Consider the following 15495-nt stretch of genomic DNA (forward strand, 5'->3'; position numbering starts at 1 on the left):
CCTTCCAGTAAGACAGCACAATTGTACAAACAAACAGCACGGTTTATCATGGCGTCTTCCTCTAAAAGCATTATAATACGAAAGTGTAATGCAGTAAATTCAGAGGAGTGAACTCATGAAATCTATTAATGTTGGCGTCATTGGCACTGGATCAATCTCTGCTATGCATTTGCAATCCTATCAAAAACATGCGAACGCGAATTTGCTCGCCGTGTGCGATTTAAACGAAGAAAGAGCACAGCGCGCAGCTGAAAAATACGGCGCTACCAAAGTCTACACGGACTATAAAGAACTTCTGGCCGATCCGGAAATCGATGCGGTAAGCATCTGTACCTGGAACAATACTCATGCCGAAATCAGCATTGCGGCACTGAATGCCGGCAAACACGTTCTGGTTGAGAAACCGCTTTGCCGCACCGTTGAGGAAGCGCTTCAAGTACAGGAGGCCGTGAAATCCTCAGGCAAGATGCTCCAGGTCGGTTTCGTAAGACGTTATGACCCTAACGCCCAGATGCTCCGCGAGTTTGCAGACAAGGGTGAATTCGGGGAGATCTACTTCGCGAAGGCTTCCTCCATTCGCCGCCTCGGCAATCCGGGCGGCTGGTTCTCCGACATCGAACGTTCCGGCGGCGGACCGCTCATCGATATCGGCGTGCACGTCATCGATCTGTGCTGGTACATGATGGGCCGTCCGAAGCCGGTTGCCGTCAGCGCCAATACATACCGGAAGTTGGGCAATCGCTCTAACGTGCGCAACCTGTCCTTCTATAAAGCAGCTGATTATGATGCTGAGAAGAACACCGTCGAGGATATGGCGAATGCAATGATCCGTTTTGAAAACGGCGCCTCTTTGTTGGTGGACGTAAGCTTCACGCTGCACTCGAAGGAAAATCTGCAATCCGTTAAATTGTATGGAGACAAGGGCGGATTCGAGATCGACCCTGAGGTTTCCATCGTAACCGAGAAGCACGATACCATCATCAACATCCAGCCGCAAACCGACAACAAGGGATTCGACTTCGATGCTGCTTTCCAAAGCGAGGTCAATCACTTCATTTCCTGTATCGAGAACGGCACAACACCGCTCAGCCCGGTTGAAGACGGCGTTGAGATCATGAAGATTCTGTGCGGCATCTATGAATCCGCCGAGAAAGGGGCTGAAGTTCTCCTATGAAACTCGGAATAAGCTCGTACAGCCTGTACCAGGCCATGAACAAAGGCGAAATGACCATTACCGACGTCATCGACTACGTTGCGGAGATCGGCGGAGAGCATATCGAGATCGTTCCGCTCGGCTTTAACCTCAAGGAAACGCCGGAGCTGATCGATACGATCAAATCCCGTGCCGCCTCCAAAGGACTTGAAATCTCCAACTACGCCATCGGCGCCAATTTTGCGGAATTGGATGACGCTGCTTATGAAGCGGAGATTGAACGAGTTAAAGGCGAAGTGGACATTGCGGCTGCGCTTGGCGTCAAGCTGATGCGCCATGACGTAGGCTCTTCCAAGGACTTGTCCATCACGCATTTCCTGGAGGAACTTCCGCGGCTGGCCAATGCATGCCGCATCATTGCCGATTACGCGGCAGAACGCGGCATTACCACCAGCGTGGAGAACCATGGTTACTTCATTCAGCATAGCGACCGCGTCAAAGCTCTGGTTCAGACCGTGAACCACCCTAATTTCAAAACTACCCTGGACATCGGAAACTTCCTCTGTGCAGACGAGGTATCCACCGTGGCTGTCGCGAACAACATCGGCCTCGCGTCCATGGTTCACTTCAAGGACTTCTACTATCGTCCGGCTAACCGCGCGCCCGGATCCGGCTGGTTTAACACCTCCAGCGGCAACTGGCTGCGCGGCGCGATTGTCGGCCAAGGCGATATCGATATGCCGGAAGTCGTTCGCATCGTGAAGGAATCCGGTTACGACGGCTATATCTCGATCGAATTCGAAGGGATGGAAGATTGCCGCACGGGTGCTAAATTTGGTTTGGAATATGTCCGTAAAGCCTGGAACGAAGCTTAAGGCAGAAGGCTTATGGATCACACAAGGATGATATAAGGGGGATATTAGGATGTCGAAGCCTATCATGCCTAACAAAATTGGCGTTATCGTTGACAGCTTTCGGGTTGGCGTAAGAGAAGGTCTTGTCAAAGCACGGGAGGTCGGGGCGGACGGCGTACAGATTTATGCCGTTCACGGCGAAATGGATCCAGCCAACCTCTCCGCTTCCGCTCGAAAAGAATTGAAGGATTATATCGATTCCCTGGGACTTGAAATTTCCGCCCTCGTCGGTGACCTTGGCGGACACGGCTTTCAGGATCCTGCCGAAAATGCGGCCAAAATCGAAAAATCCAAGCGGATCATGGAGCTCGGTTTGGAGCTTGGAACCAATATCATTACGACCCATATCGGTATCGTGCCGCAGGATCACACCGGCCGCGTATACGAAACGATGCATAAGGCCTGCGTAGAGCTCAGCACCTTCGCGAACTCGATGAACGCGTTTTTTGCCATCGAGACGGGGCCGGAACCTTCGGCTCACTTGAAATCATTCCTGGACGGCCTGGGTTCCAACGGCGTATCCGTTAACTTTGACCCGGCCAATATGGTCATGGTTACGGGCGACGATCCAGTACAGGGCGTATACAACCTGAAGGATTATATCGTCCATACGCACGCGAAGGACGGAATCAAGCTGGCAGACTACATCGATCCTCGTGACGTATACGGCGATTTCGGATATGAAGCACCCGCGCTTGACCATGACAAAATTGCCGATATGGCGGAATCCGGCGAGAAGTTCCGTGAGGTTCCGCTTGGCGAAGGCGGCGTTAACTGGAATGCTTACCTGCAAGCCCTTAAAGATATCGGCTATACCGGGTATTTGACAATCGAACGCGAAGTGAAGACCAATCCGGAAGCGGACATCAAGCTTGCCGTGGACTTCTTGAAGACGTTCAGAGCATAAACCGACGCAAGCTTTGAGACGTTCCAAGCAAACCGCAACGTTCGCTTGGAACGGACTTGATAAACACAAACAACAGGCCGATCAGGAAATTTCCTGATCGGCCTGTTCATTGTCTCACCATAATGTGTGTAGGAACTTGAAACTTGTATACCTTAAGATACCGCTTGTTTCCCCGTCACGGTCTCCAAAGCCCCGTTCGCTCTCGCTGAACGGATCTCGGCTTCGATAATTTCCAGCGATCCTGCCGCGCTGTCTGGCGTACATACCGTTACCGGCTTTCCTTGCGCAACATGCTCGATGAAATACTGAAGCTCGCGGTAGTAGCCGGAATCTCCGGACAGTTCGGCTGTAAAGCCCGGTGCGTCTTCAGGATACACCTTCAATTCATTATTCTCGAACACCAGGGTAGCCTCCTCGAAATTTACCCGGTATCCCATATGGAAGCCATGTTCGCCGTGCAGCGTCCAATCCGCATGGGCGTTAATCACTTTCCCGTCAGGGTAAGTGTAATGGGTGGATACGATATCGTACGAGCTTCCATCAATGATCGTTTTGGCGAATGTGGACACCCGCTCCGGTTTGCCCATCAGCCAGTGGATCATGTCCGCGTCATGCACATGCATGTCCGTGATGCAGCCTCCGCTTTTCTCCCCTTCCAGGAACCAGCCCTTAGGAGGCTCCGATCCCCGGAAGAATTCGCCTGCAACGATGCTGCCGTAGCGGACGTCCTCCACGCATTCTTTCAAATATTCATAAGCCGGCCAGAAACGCAGGCATTGTCCGATCATCAGCGTTTTGCCCGTGCGTTCCGCTGTTTTCACCATGCGCCAGGCTTCTTCCGAGCTGCCCGCAACAGGTTTCTCGCACAGGACGTGAATGCCGCGCTCCAGCAGCATGCAGGACATATCCGCATGCAAATACGTTGGCAGGCACACATCCACGATATCCAGCTCTTCATGCTCGAGCATTTTGTCCACATGATCGTAAAGACGATAGGGCTCCAGGTCGTAGACATCCCGCTCGGTCGCCATATTCCCGTTGGCTTTGCTGTCTTTAAGCTCATCGATGAGGAGATCGCAAATCGCCACCAGCTCGATGTCTGCGCCTTCTTGAGCCAAACGAAGATAATTGTCGAAATGCATGCGGCCCATGAAACCAAAACCCAATATTCCGATCTTAAGCATTCTCATTCCCTCCGTATCCCTTATGATTATGATTGTCCTTGATGCTGCCGCGCGTCCGGCTTGCGCAAAGACGGCGTCCGTCCGAGAATCGCATCCATCGCATTGGACGTGTTAAATATGATCTGCTCCGAATAATGGGTGTAGGCCGGGATCATCTCTGCCGTGACATAGTTGTCGTAGCCGATCAGGCGCAGAGCTTCCACCACTGCGGGATAATTGACGTCTCCTGCCAGCAGGTCGACAAAGCCGTGCAATCCGCCTGCCTGCCTGCGGTAATCCTTGAAATGAACTTTCTTGATCCGCTCGCCCAAAATCCGAATCCAATGCTCCGGATAACCGTTGTGCACGACGTTGCCTACATCGAAATAAGAGCCTACATAGTCGGAACCGATCTCGTCAATGAAGGTCCGCAATTCCAGCGGGGACAACAGGAATTTGTTCCATACATTCTCGAGCGCGATCGAAACGCCGGCGCTTTCCGCGTACGGAACCAGCTTGCGAATGGATTCTTGAGCCCGCTCGTAAGCATATTCGTAGTCGATGACTGCGGAACCGGGAACAAAATCGACGCCGACCGCCCCTGGTATCACAAGAATGGCATCCACACCGAATGCAGCCGCGAGCTCCAGCTGCTTTTTGCAAACGTCCATGGCCTTTTCACGGATGGCCGGGTCGTCGCTCGTCATCGGATAGTCCCAATACAAGCCTGTCGCCAATCCTGCAATATCGAGGTCTGCGTCCTTCAGCTGTGCCGTTATGCTCTGCACTTCCTTATCGCCTGCCTGGAGCCCGAGCTCCCCCGTTTGGTTCAGCGACAATTCGATTCCGTCAAAGCCCGCTTCTTTTGCCAATCGGATACAGTCGGAGATGGAAGCCTCTCCCGGGAACGACCAGATATTAATCCCTTTTTTCATCGCAAACCCCTCCTAAAATTCATAGGTTGATGATGTTACAAATGTTTTCTGAAACGCATCATTTGACTTTTTCCGTCAAGTTGTAAATAAACCAATTGGATGTAATAATACTTATATAATAAATAAACATTCCAAGAAATGATTTAGAAAGAAAAGCGATTATTTGGACAATTCCGTTCTATTCTCTTAATAACATTTGGGAGTGAATCTACGATGGCCGATATGGACCCCGATTATCCGGTAAAACGCGAAGCGCCTTTCCGCGAATGGTCGCCCAGCATTCATTATGCACAGTTTCAACGCATGGCGACGGGAGCTCTCCCGCAGCGCAGGTTATATGATTTCGAGCTGCTCTATGTATGCCATGGGGAAGCCGTTACCACGATGTACGGGAACCGGCATGTCGTCGAAGCAGGCCAGCTGATCTTTCTGCCGTCCGGCGTTTACCACCAAAATGAGGTGGTTTCCCATCCCGACGCGCGTTTTCTGGGTATCCATTTTGATTTTTTCGATGAGTTGGACATCCAGACGGAAGCCGATATGATCGTGAACGAAGCCGTGGTGGATACGGATAAGTTCGCGCATGAAGCCGTATCATCCGCTTTCCCTCCCCTTTCTTCCCGGATTATCTACACGCCTCCCCTGCCATGCGTACAGATGATGGAACGCATCGTAGAGGAATTCACCCTGCGTCCCGCCGGCTACGAGCTTGCCTGCAAGGGACTGATGCTGGATGTGCTGGTTCAACTGTTTCGGACGCACCCCTCCCGGGCATTGACGGAAACGTCGCCGCACGAGGCCAAACTGATCGAGCTGATGGCTCAAATCGAAAAAGCTCCAGCCAAAGACTGGAGCAACAAAGTCATCGCGGAGCATTTGATGTTAAGCGCGGATCATACCGCCAAATTGTTTAAGCGCCTTGCCGGGATGCCGCCGAGCGAATTCGTGCAATCCGTTCGTCACCGGGAAGCGCGCCGGCTGCTCAGGGAATCCGACATCTCGATCGAGATGGTTGGCGAAGGCGTCGGATACCCGGACATTCATTATTTCAGCCGCATCTTCCGGAGGCTGGAGGGGATTACCGCTACCGATTACCGGAAGCTGTCAAGAATTCTGTAAGGCATGAAGACCTTCGGCACGTACATGCGTTTGAAGCCAGCGTTCCATTCGTTCGAGCGCTTCGCAGAGTCGAGCGGACGAAGCGGCATACGAGCAGCGAATGAAGCCTTCGCCCCCGGTACCGAACACATGGCCCGGCACAACGGCTACTTTGGCCTCCCGAAGCAATCGCTCCGCGAACTGCTGCGAGCCGAGGCCGGTTCCGGTTATGCTGGGGAATGCATAGAAGGCTCCCTGAGGATCGCGGCAGCTCAGGCCGATATCGCTCAGTCCCTGCACAAACATTTGTCGGCGCTCATCGTAAGCCTGCCTCATCTCGTCCCGATCCCCGAGCCCGTTCCTTAAACATTCGATGGCCGCAATCTGTCCCATGATGGGCGCGCAGAGCGCGGTATACTGATGGATCTTGACCATTGCGCTCACCAGCCCGGCATCGCCGCAGAGGTAGCCGACCCGCCAGCCCGTCATGGCGAAGGCTTTGGAGAATCCGCCGATGATGACGGTATGCTCCCGCATCCCCGGCAGGGAAGCGACGCTCGTATGCGTGCCGCTATAAGTAAGCTCGGCATACATCTCGTCTGAAATCACCACCAAATTGTGCTCGACCGCAAGGCGCGCGATCGGAAGCCAATCCTCACGGGTCATGACGGCTCCTGTCGGATTGCTCGGAAAGTTAACAACGATCGCTTTCGTCCGGGGCGTGATCGCCTGCTGCAGTGCATCTGCCGTCAACTTGAAGCCATGCTCGGCGGATAGCTCCAGCTCGACGACGGTGCCGCCGTTCAATTGCACAAGAGGAGCATAGGCGACATATCCCGGTACGGGAATGATAATTTCATCGCCCGGGGAGATGAGCGCCCGCAGCGCAAGATCAATCGCTTCGCTGCCGCCGACCGTAACCAGGACCTCCCTCGACGGCTCGTATTGCAGCTGGAAGCCGGAATGCAGATAGTCTGCAATTCCTTCCCTCAGCTCCATCAGCCCTTCATTCGGCGTGTACATCGTGCGCCCATGCTCCAGCGCCTGTTTGCATGCATCGATCGCACACTGGGGCGTCACGAAATCCGGTTCGCCCACGCCGAGCGAAATGACCTCGTCATCCGCTTCCGCAGCATTAAAAAATTGCCGGATGCCGGATGGCGGCATGACTTGCACCGTCGATGTTAGAAAGCTGCTCGTTGTCTTCATATCCTTCTACTCCTTGCCTTCGCTTTTTCGTTCCGATAATGAGGTTTCAATCAAGGCATCCAAAAGTCCGCTGAACGAATATCCCGCCGCTTCCGCGCTTCTTGGCAGCAGACTGGTCTTCGTTAAACCCGGAAGCGTGTTGACCTCCAAAATATAAGGAATCTTTCCCTTCAGGATGATATCGATCCGGGCATATACACTGCACTTCATCGCCTTATAGCATTGAAGCGCGGCTGTGCGCACCTGCTCCTGAAGTTCTGCGGGAAGCTCGATCACCTGCTCATCCGCTTGGCCTTCTTCGTATTTGGATGCATAATCGAAAAACTCCGAGTTCGGCTTGATCGACACAATCGGAAGCATATCGCCGTTCAGGACCGGGCAGGTGATTTCTTCTCCCTCGATCCATTGCTCGATCATGACGAAGCGGTCCCACCGCAGCGCCTCTTCGACGGCGGATGCAAGGTCAGCCGAGTCGCGCACGATCCGGGTACCGATGCTAGACCCGCCCGCATTCGGCTTCACCACAACGGGAAAACCGAGCCCCTCCACGTCGGCGGCCGCCAGCTCTTCCATGCAGCCGACCATGATCCAGTCAGCCGTATGCAATCCTTCGTAACGCAGCAGCTTCTTGCTCAAATCTTTATCCATGCAGAGACTGCTGGCCAGAACGCCGCTGCCGGTATACGGAATCCCCAACGTATCAAGGGTGCCCTGGACCGTTCCGTCTTCTCCGAACGTGCCGTGCAGGGCGAGCAGCGCAATATCGATGCCTTCGGTTTTGCTGATCAGCTCGCGTTTATCGTGAATCTCGATCGGATAAACCTCGTAGCGGCTTTTATCCAAATGAGCGATCATCTCTTTGCCGGTCATGAGTGAAACTTCCCTCTCGGATGATACGCCTCCCATGATGACGCCAACCTTCATGATGTAGACCTCCTAAATAAATTCTTCAAGCTGATTGCCAGTGCAACACTCCGCATGCGGATTATTCCTCCGATCTCTGTTGCCCTCAGATTTCCACTGATCTGAATTTTCGTTGTTGAAATCCGACGGCAAAGGAGAACGCTTCGCTTCTCCACAATAATTCCGCCTTCTCCGTTGCAGCCCATGATTTCTCGGAGAAGTATTCTTTGTATGTTAATCATCACTCCGCATGCGGATTATTCCTCCGATCTCTGTTGCCCTCAGGTTTCTACCGATTTGAATTTTCGTTGTTGAAATCCGACGGCAAAGGAGAACGCTCCGCTTCTCCACATTAATTCCGCCTTCTCCGTTGCAGCCCATGATTTCTCGGAGAAGTATTCTTTGTATGTTAATCATCACTCCGCATGCGGATTATTCCTCCGATCACTGTTGCACCCCGATCACACCAGCTTCCTTGCCGCCTGGCCGATGATCCGAATCCCCTTCTCGATGTTCTCGTCGGAGACGCGTGAGAATCCAAGACGCATGGTGTGCTGGCCGCCGCCATCGGTATAGAAAATATCGCCCGGCGTAAACACCACGCCCTGGGCGGAACAAGCCTCCAGGAGCTCCCGTGTCCGGAAGTCCGGACCGAATTCAACGAACAGGTGAAGCCCGCCGTCACCGGACAGCCGCTCCATCGGAATCCACTCCTCGCAGCAGCGGATCGCAAGCTCATATTTTCGCTTGTACTCGGCTTTCGCTCTCTTTAAATACTTCTCGAAGTTGCCATTGTACAGATATTGAAAGAGCAGGGACTGATCCAGAGTCGACGTATGAATGCTGCGGGCCCGCTTCACGCTTTCCAGATAATGAATGAGGGTCTTGTCGGCCAGCACCCATCCGACTCGCAGGCCGGGGAACAGAATCTTGGAGAAGCTGCCCAGGTAAATCACGCTGTTGTTCTCTCCCCCTGCACATGCAACGAGAGGCGCGATGTGGGAGCCCGAATAACGCAGCTCCTCATTGAAGCCGTCTTCGATCACGGGAATCTCATGCTCGTTCAGCAGCCGCAGCGCTTCCAGCCGCTTCTGGTGGGACATTACGATTCCGGTAGGATTATGATAGGAAGGCACAAGGTACGCCATGTCGTACGACCGCTCCGACAGCTCGCGTGCGAGCCCTGTCAGGCTGATGCCGTCTTGCTCCATCTCGACGCCGGTAATGGCGTACCCGTGCATTTTAAAATTTTTAATGGCGGTATGATGGGTGGGATTCTCGCATAGAATGCGGCCATGCCCTTGGTTCAAGGCGGATAGCACCAGACTTAAGCCTTCCGTAAAACCGCTGGTGATCAGCATATCTTTGCCCTGAATATTCACCCCTTTGTTCTCCATGTAACGGAGAAGGTAATCAATAAGCGGTTTATAGCCTTTGGCGTAACCGTAATTTAGTAGGATATCGCCTTCAAGCGACATCCGGTCCAGGAATGCACGCTTGACATTGGGCAGGTCGAACAGCTTCTCGTCGGGAGCGATGCTTGTAAACGATATGGAACCCTTCTCAGCACGGATCCCGTGCTTCATCAGATCGTTCGCTTCCGCAAGCCTGGCATACTCGTTCAGGCGAGGACCCCAGTCCAGCCGTTTGCCTTCCGGCTGTGCGGATGCCCCGCTGATCGAAGGGGAAACAAAGTGTCCTTGCCCTTTAACCGCGTAGATATAGCCTTCATCCTCCAAATCGGAGTATGCGCTCAGCACCGTATTGCGGCCCACTCGAAACAGCGCGCTTAGCTCACGCGTGGAGGGAAGCTTCTGATCGGCTTGCAGCGCCCCGGTTGTCATCAAGCGCTTCATGTAATCCTTGACTTGAATATACGCCGGGCGGTCATTCGCCAGCTTGAAATCCAAATACATCGTTCATTTCCCCCTTGCTCTTATGATGGCATAATTTCGGCGGCACCACTAGAACCACAGCAGGCCTCTTTCGCCTCGGGCGTGGTTTGCCGATATCGTTGGCAGAATCCCGGCCATCTCATCCCTAGGATTGGACTGCCCTTTGCGCCGGTATACCTTGATGACATGCACGTTCTCTTTATCATGGAACCATACGGGATCATGCACAAGCAAGAATGAAACATGCTTGGTACCCATCAGGCGAAAAAACAGATCGGAAAATCAAAAACTGCCCCACCTTCTCAAGGGAAGGTGGGGCAGTTTTACGCAGGATTCGTTCGGCCTAAAATGGCCCGGATTCGTCTAAATAAGCCGTACGCCCGGCCCGCTTACTTCACAGCCAAGCTTTCCCTGATCTTATCATTGATCCACTGCCGCTTCGACAGCAGCCATTCCGGATCCCTCGGGTACGTCTTGAAGGTGATCGGCTCTTCAAGCCCTTCTTCCAGCGCCTGCAGAACTGCCTCCCTGCCGATCTGGGTTTCCAGCAGTTGAAGCGCTCTCAAATCCTGAAGCGCTTCCTGGAATACCTTCAGCCGAATGGATTCGATCGGCCCTTCTTCACCGGGATATACCACAAAAGCATCTCCGGAAGGAAAACCGCAATCCGCATCCGTCACCTTGAACGGATCAATGGCGCGTTTCGAGTATTGCGAATTCCAAAAGTTATATCCCCAATGGAGAAATCCCTCAATGTTAAACTTATACAGCTGAATCCCGATGATCCGGTTTCTCGCCGAAGGCAGATTGAAGAATCGGTTGGACACTTCCTTGTACTGGGAACAGCAATAATAGGTCCACAACGGGGTTACCTGCTGATCCAGGAAAGGCTCGATGTGGTTGCTGCCCGGAATCGGACGCTTCACCAGCCCCTGCTCATAGAACGAAATATCGGAGAGCGCGTCAATGATCGGGTAATCCGGCAGCAGCTCGTTCATCAACCGGCTTGCATGCCCGTAAGCCTCCAGATGGGACTCGGACGGCTCATCGGATACATGGAAATAACAGCGCTGCTCAAGTCCCCGGCTTTCGATCCAACCGGTCAAAGCATGAATGAATTGTCTGATGAAGGAATGATACGCTTCTCCAGTCGCATCCGTCTCCCAACCGAACAGCTTCTCCGGCTGTCCGTTCACGTTAGCCATAATCTTCGGCGCATGCCGGGCTCCCCACTGCGTGAAGAGGTGCGAGAATTCCAGATACTGAATGCCATTGGAATCACACAGGTCAGCCCAGCGGTCGAGTTTGTCAAACCCAAACGCATATTTTCCATCTTCGCTCACATCGACATCGACCAGCTGTACCGTCGGCCGCTCTCCGCCCACTTCCGTATCCAGCGGAGGCGTAAACACCGGAGTCAGGATCATATTGATCCCATGCTGTGCCGCGGTCTGCATAAATTGTTCGATCAACATCCAGTGCCGTTCGCTAAAAATCCCCACCTCATAGTAGTTTGCCAGGCAATCGGCATGGAACCATTCCGTATGAATGAGCTTCTGCGCAGGTAAGGCTGCCGGAATCACTTCCAGCGTAAATACCTCTTCTCCAAGCGTATCTCCCGATTCCGCTTCAAAACGGATCCGGATTTCATATGTACCTCCCTGGATCTCTTCCTCAGGCTGTACCGTGATCCAGAGGCTTCTCCACTGGCCCGGGCATCCGGTTATAACAGGATCTGATGCCAGGGGCAGCAGCGGGTCCGGATATAGCCCGGGCGTAGCTCTTAAGATAAACTCGTCATGGTCATGATACGTAGGCAGCTCCGACGGAACCAGGCCTACGGAGCGGACGGTAACCCGTTCGCTTAACTCGGATTGCAGAATAACCCGGATGTTTTTCAACAAGCGATTGGTACGGTAGGCCACTTGAAACGAGAATGTCTCATTGCTAAACGCTGCCCCTGCGTCGTACGAGGCTGGGGACAGTTCTTCATCGGCGAACACTTTGGACAGAGAGCTTAACAGCCGGGTTTCAAACGTTATGGAATGACTCATGCAGATTGCATCCTCTCTACAATGGAATGAGGTACTTTCACGTACATCTTACACTAATCTGGATGGAACGGAAGGTAAATTTTGCGTTTTCGAAAAAAAGGAGCCACCGCTCTTTTGCGATGGCCGCCTTATTACTGCCAATCCTTTAGGGGAGGCTGCAAATCTGCAGTCCTCTCAACAATCCCTCGAGCTCCGGTAAACTTCCATGCCGGACAGGCGCGGACACCATCTCGATTCCAAAATGGTAAGGCGGATATATTGAGCGCGTACGGCGGGAAAGCGGCAGATGCGTTTGCGCCCGATTACCGTCCCGGATTGGATCGTGTGCCATTTCCCGTTTTCCATATATTCAAGCTCGAAGCGCTCGATCCGCTGCCCGTACCGGTATTCGGCCAATACGATATGATCGAAATCGATCGCCCGCCCCAGGTCCAGCTCAATCACGGCGTATTCCGTACCCTCCTCGGGGCTCCAATACGTATCCTTGTTACCGTCGACCATATTTCGAGCATCCGATCCGGCTTTCGTTTCGGAAGCCGTAATATCCGCGCCGGCTGCCAAATCGGTATCAAACGTTGTTCGGATGGCGTCCCCGAGTTCCTGCAGACGCCGCAGATCGTTCTCATGTACGAGTCCGCGGGTATCCGGCGGAATATTGAGCAGAAAGGTGGCATTGCCGCCAACCGAGCCGTAATAAATATGCAGCAATTCTTCCAGCGATCGAACCTTATCGTCTTCGGACGCATGGTAGAACCAGCCGGGACGGATCGAGGTATTCACTTCAGCCGGATACCATACCAGCTCCTTCTCGCCTTGAATGACGCTCCGGCTGCCGAGATCCTCTTCGCTGGATTCATAGCGGCGCGCGAACTCACGGTCATCCGTTTGCTGCGACTTTTCCTGGATCGCTTCATTTTGGCGCAGCGACGCCGGAACGACGCTCCACTCCGACTCCCTGCAATGTCCCGCTTCATTCCCGCACCAGCGAATATCCGGCCCGCATACCGAGATGGCGGCATTCGGCTGCAGTTCCCGAATCAGGGCGTAATACGCATCCCAATCGTATTCCTGGCGCTTGCCGTTCGGCCCTTCGCCGCAGGCCCCGTCAAACCAGACGCTGAATATCTCGCCGTAGCCGGTCAGGAGCTCTCTTAGCTGATTCAGGAAAAATAGATTGTACCGCGGCGAATCCCCATACGACGGTTCATGCCGGTCCCAGGGGGACAAGTAGATGCCGAATTTGATCCCCCCTCTCCTGCAGGCATCGGCAACCTCCTTCACCACATCCCCATGGCCGTTTCGCCAAGGGCTGCTCTTCACGGAATGCTCCGTATACTGACTCGGCCATAAACAGAAGCCGTCATGATGCTTGCAGGTCAGGATCAGGCCGCGCATCCCGGCGCTGACACAAGCGCTGACCCATTGATCCGCATCCAGCTGCGCCGGATTGAACAGCGCCGGGTCTTCCTTTCCCGTGCCCCATTCCATATCCGTGAACGTATTGATGGTAAAATGAAAGAAGGCGTAGAACTCCATCTCCTGTACGGCTAATTGACGTTCCGAGGGCTCGATGTTGGCGGCGTATTCAATGAAATTGTGCAAGCGATAAACCTCCCATACCTCATCCTTGATTGTCTAATGCTTTCTGATGAATCTCCAGATACTTATCCAGCTGAAGCCCCTTAAATCCGCTGACATAGGCATCCCAATCCTTCTCGATGTCTTTGCTGCCGGTTACGAACTGCGCCAGGTTCGATTTCACGTAATCCTGAATCGTCTTCTGAATCTGCGCGATAAAGGTTGCGTCTTTCGGATCGATGAACACATCGGTCGGGTACACTAACTCCGGTTTGGCAAAAGGCTCATATTTCTTGGCAGCCAGCCATAAACGATACTCGTAGGCTCCGTTGCCGAGCGGATCTTCAGGAGCAACAAAGGATTCGCGGAGGGAATTCACCATCAGCATCGTGCCGAGCTGCCACCAGGTTACGTCAAGGGATCCCTCGGGCACATCTCGCTTCAACGCTTCGTATGCGGCCGGCTCGCCGTTGTAATCAAGCGCACCGGACTCCGCCTTTCGCCATCCGTCTCCCTCGAACCCCCAGGAAGTCATGACGGTGCCTTCTTCAGAGAACAAGTAATCCGCCAGCTTGATCGCTGCGATCCGCTGCTCCTCCGTCGCTTTGTTCGTAATGACAAACGATCCGTCACCTGCTCCGACGCTATAACCTGCTAGCTGTACGCCATTCGGTCCTTTCAGCGGGGGAACGACATCGTATTCCTTATGGCGGGGCTTGGCGTCGGTCGGCTCCAGCACGCTGCTGATCAGCGCATAACCGACGGTGCCGACCACATTCTCCGCTTTGTTGCCAAGCTGCTTGACGGCATCGCCGTTCTGCGTAAAAGCTCCTTTATCGATCAGTCCTTCGCTATAAAGCTTACGTAGATATTTCAGCCCTTCCCTCCATTCGGGCTCAGCCGCCGACAAAATCACCTTGCCATTCTTCACGCTTAGATAAGTCGTGCCATTGTTGTATATAAAAGCATTCATCAAAAAGGCGTCAACTCCTCCTCCCCATACATCGAGCGAAGTGGTCATCGGAATTTCGTCAGCCTTTCCGTTGCCGTTCGGGTCCTGCTCCTTAAAGGCTTTCAGCACTTCATAGAACTCGTCGGTGGTCGTTGGCATTTCAAGCCCTAACTTCTCGAGCCAGGTCGTATTGATCCACATCCGCTGGCCATACGTGCAGTGCAGGCACTCGTTCACCTTTGGAAGCGCGTATATATTGCCGTCCGGGGCCGTCATGGCGGATTTAAAATAGGAAACTTCCTCCAATGCCTTCTTGATGTTCGGCGCATGCTGGTCGATTAAATCATTCAAAGGGATAAAGGCCCCCTGCATTCCGTACTTGATCTGATCCGCCTTGGATATGCCGGCATTCATAATAAGCGCCGGATAATCCCCGCTGGCCAGCATCAGCAGTTTCTTGTCGTTGAATACCGCGTCGGGCGTCGTATTCCATTTGAACGTAATCCCCAGCTTCTCTTCGATATGCTTGGAGAATGGATTGACATCGAGGCTCTCGATGCCGGCGGACTGAGGAGCGAATACCGATAGTTCAACGGGTGCCCCCGACTCCGGAGGGCTTGCCGGATTTCCAGTTCCTGTTTCGCTCGATTTGCCGCAAGCGGATAAAACCAGCACTGCCGCGAGAATCAGACTTAAACCTAATCCAGTGAACCTTTTCAAATCAATTCCTCCCT

Annotated in this window: 13 protein-coding genes; 4 read left to right on the forward strand and 9 right to left on the reverse strand. The window is 53.4% G+C overall.

Going from position 1 to position 15495, the window contains the following annotated elements; all coding sequences use genetic code 11:
- The first annotated feature begins 115 nt into the window (after positions 1 to 115).
- The 3 genes from MHH82_RS23510 to MHH82_RS23520 are packed head-to-tail and all read left to right on the forward strand — an operon-like array spanning position 116 to position 2974.
- Positions 116 to 1174, forward strand: a complete 1059-nt coding sequence (locus MHH82_RS23510) for a Gfo/Idh/MocA family protein (protein WP_015736732.1) — start codon at positions 116 to 118, stop codon at positions 1172 to 1174.
- Complete coding sequence (locus MHH82_RS23515; RefSeq protein WP_015736733.1) at positions 1171 to 2028, forward strand: sugar phosphate isomerase/epimerase family protein; 858 nt, start codon at positions 1171 to 1173, stop codon at positions 2026 to 2028. The genes MHH82_RS23510 and MHH82_RS23515 overlap by 4 nt, the downstream gene beginning before the upstream one ends.
- Before the next feature lie 49 nt (positions 2029 to 2077).
- Positions 2078 to 2974, forward strand: coding sequence for a sugar phosphate isomerase/epimerase family protein (locus MHH82_RS23520; protein WP_015736734.1), 897 nt, complete (start codon positions 2078 to 2080; stop codon positions 2972 to 2974).
- A 152-nt stretch (positions 2975 to 3126) separates the two neighbouring features.
- On the opposite strand, the gene MHH82_RS23525 is transcribed toward MHH82_RS23520, so the two are convergent.
- Together MHH82_RS23525 and MHH82_RS23530 are read right to left on the reverse strand one after the other, a co-directional pair.
- Positions 3127 to 4158 carry a Gfo/Idh/MocA family protein gene (locus tag MHH82_RS23525; RefSeq protein WP_015736735.1) on the reverse strand — a complete coding sequence of 344 codons (1032 nt, stop codon included), beginning with the start codon at positions 4156 to 4158 and terminating at the stop codon, positions 3127 to 3129.
- 26 nt (positions 4159 to 4184) lie between these two features.
- A complete protein-coding gene (locus MHH82_RS23530) occupies positions 4185 to 5072 on the reverse strand; it encodes a sugar phosphate isomerase/epimerase family protein (RefSeq protein WP_015736736.1) in 888 nt (295 codons plus the stop codon).
- A 213-nt stretch (positions 5073 to 5285) separates the two neighbouring features.
- Here MHH82_RS23530 and MHH82_RS23535 point away from each other — a divergent pair, with 213 nt between their 5' ends.
- Positions 5286 to 6191, forward strand: a complete 906-nt coding sequence (locus MHH82_RS23535) for a helix-turn-helix transcriptional regulator (protein WP_015736737.1) — start codon at positions 5286 to 5288, stop codon at positions 6189 to 6191.
- Here MHH82_RS23535 and MHH82_RS23540 read toward each other — a convergent pair.
- The 7 genes from MHH82_RS23540 to MHH82_RS23570 all read right to left on the reverse strand — a co-directional run bounded on the left by MHH82_RS23540 (position 6177) and on the right by MHH82_RS23570 (position 15481).
- Positions 6177 to 7379, reverse strand: a complete 1203-nt coding sequence (locus MHH82_RS23540) for an aminotransferase class I/II-fold pyridoxal phosphate-dependent enzyme (RefSeq protein ID WP_340968005.1) — start codon at positions 7377 to 7379, stop codon at positions 6177 to 6179. The genes MHH82_RS23535 and MHH82_RS23540 overlap by 15 nt on opposite strands.
- A 6-nt stretch (positions 7380 to 7385) precedes the next feature.
- Entirely contained in the window at positions 7386 to 8303 is a 918-nt protein-coding gene (locus tag MHH82_RS23545; RefSeq protein WP_340968007.1) for a D-alanine--D-alanine ligase, read from the reverse strand.
- 440 nt (positions 8304 to 8743) lie between these two features.
- Positions 8744 to 10198 (reverse strand): aminotransferase-like domain-containing protein, encoded by a 1455-nt coding sequence (locus MHH82_RS23550; RefSeq protein ID WP_015736740.1) that lies wholly within the window; start codon positions 10196 to 10198, stop codon positions 8744 to 8746.
- A gap of 48 nt (positions 10199 to 10246) precedes the next feature.
- Positions 10247 to 10411: a hypothetical protein gene (locus tag MHH82_RS23555; protein ID WP_155989828.1), complete on the reverse strand. Its 165-nt coding sequence runs from the start codon at positions 10409 to 10411 to the stop codon at positions 10247 to 10249.
- Between the two features lie 155 nt (positions 10412 to 10566).
- On the reverse strand, positions 10567 to 12231 hold the full coding sequence (locus MHH82_RS23560; RefSeq protein ID WP_015736741.1) for a DUF4091 domain-containing protein: 1665 nt from the start codon (positions 12229 to 12231) through the stop codon (positions 10567 to 10569).
- A 174-nt stretch (positions 12232 to 12405) separates the two neighbouring features.
- Positions 12406 to 13833 (reverse strand): alpha-L-fucosidase, encoded by a 1428-nt coding sequence (locus tag MHH82_RS23565; protein ID WP_036660155.1) that lies wholly within the window; start codon positions 13831 to 13833, stop codon positions 12406 to 12408.
- Between the two features lie 19 nt (positions 13834 to 13852).
- Complete coding sequence (locus MHH82_RS23570; protein ID WP_340968011.1) at positions 13853 to 15481, reverse strand: ABC transporter substrate-binding protein; 1629 nt, start codon at positions 15479 to 15481, stop codon at positions 13853 to 13855.
- Positions 15482 to 15495 lie beyond the last annotated feature (14 nt).

The organism is Bacillus sp. FSL K6-6540, assembly GCF_038007545.1.

Excerpts from the sequence above, each read along its gene's own strand:
- MHH82_RS23510 (WP_015736732.1), top strand. The coding sequence starts at position 116 with ATGAAATCTATTAATGTTGGCGTCATTGGCACTGGATCAATCTCTGCT.
- MHH82_RS23515 (WP_015736733.1), top strand. The coding sequence starts at position 1,171 with ATGAAACTCGGAATAAGCTCGTACAGCCTGTACCAGGCCATGAACAAA.
- MHH82_RS23520 (WP_015736734.1), top strand. The coding sequence starts at position 2,078 with ATGTCGAAGCCTATCATGCCTAACAAAATTGGCGTTATCGTTGACAGC.
- MHH82_RS23525 (WP_015736735.1), bottom strand. The coding sequence starts at position 4,158 with ATGCTTAAGATCGGAATATTGGGTTTTGGTTTCATGGGCCGCATGCAT.
- MHH82_RS23530 (WP_015736736.1), bottom strand. The coding sequence starts at position 5,072 with ATGAAAAAAGGGATTAATATCTGGTCGTTCCCGGGAGAGGCTTCCATC.
- MHH82_RS23535 (WP_015736737.1), top strand. The coding sequence starts at position 5,286 with ATGGCCGATATGGACCCCGATTATCCGGTAAAACGCGAAGCGCCTTTC.
- MHH82_RS23540 (WP_340968005.1), bottom strand. The coding sequence starts at position 7,379 with ATGAAGACAACGAGCAGCTTTCTAACATCGACGGTGCAAGTCATGCCG.
- MHH82_RS23545 (WP_340968007.1), bottom strand. The coding sequence starts at position 8,303 with ATGAAGGTTGGCGTCATCATGGGAGGCGTATCATCCGAGAGGGAAGTT.
- MHH82_RS23550 (WP_015736740.1), bottom strand. The coding sequence starts at position 10,198 with ATGTATTTGGATTTCAAGCTGGCGAATGACCGCCCGGCGTATATTCAA.
- MHH82_RS23560 (WP_015736741.1), bottom strand. The coding sequence starts at position 12,231 with ATGAGTCATTCCATAACGTTTGAAACCCGGCTGTTAAGCTCTCTGTCC.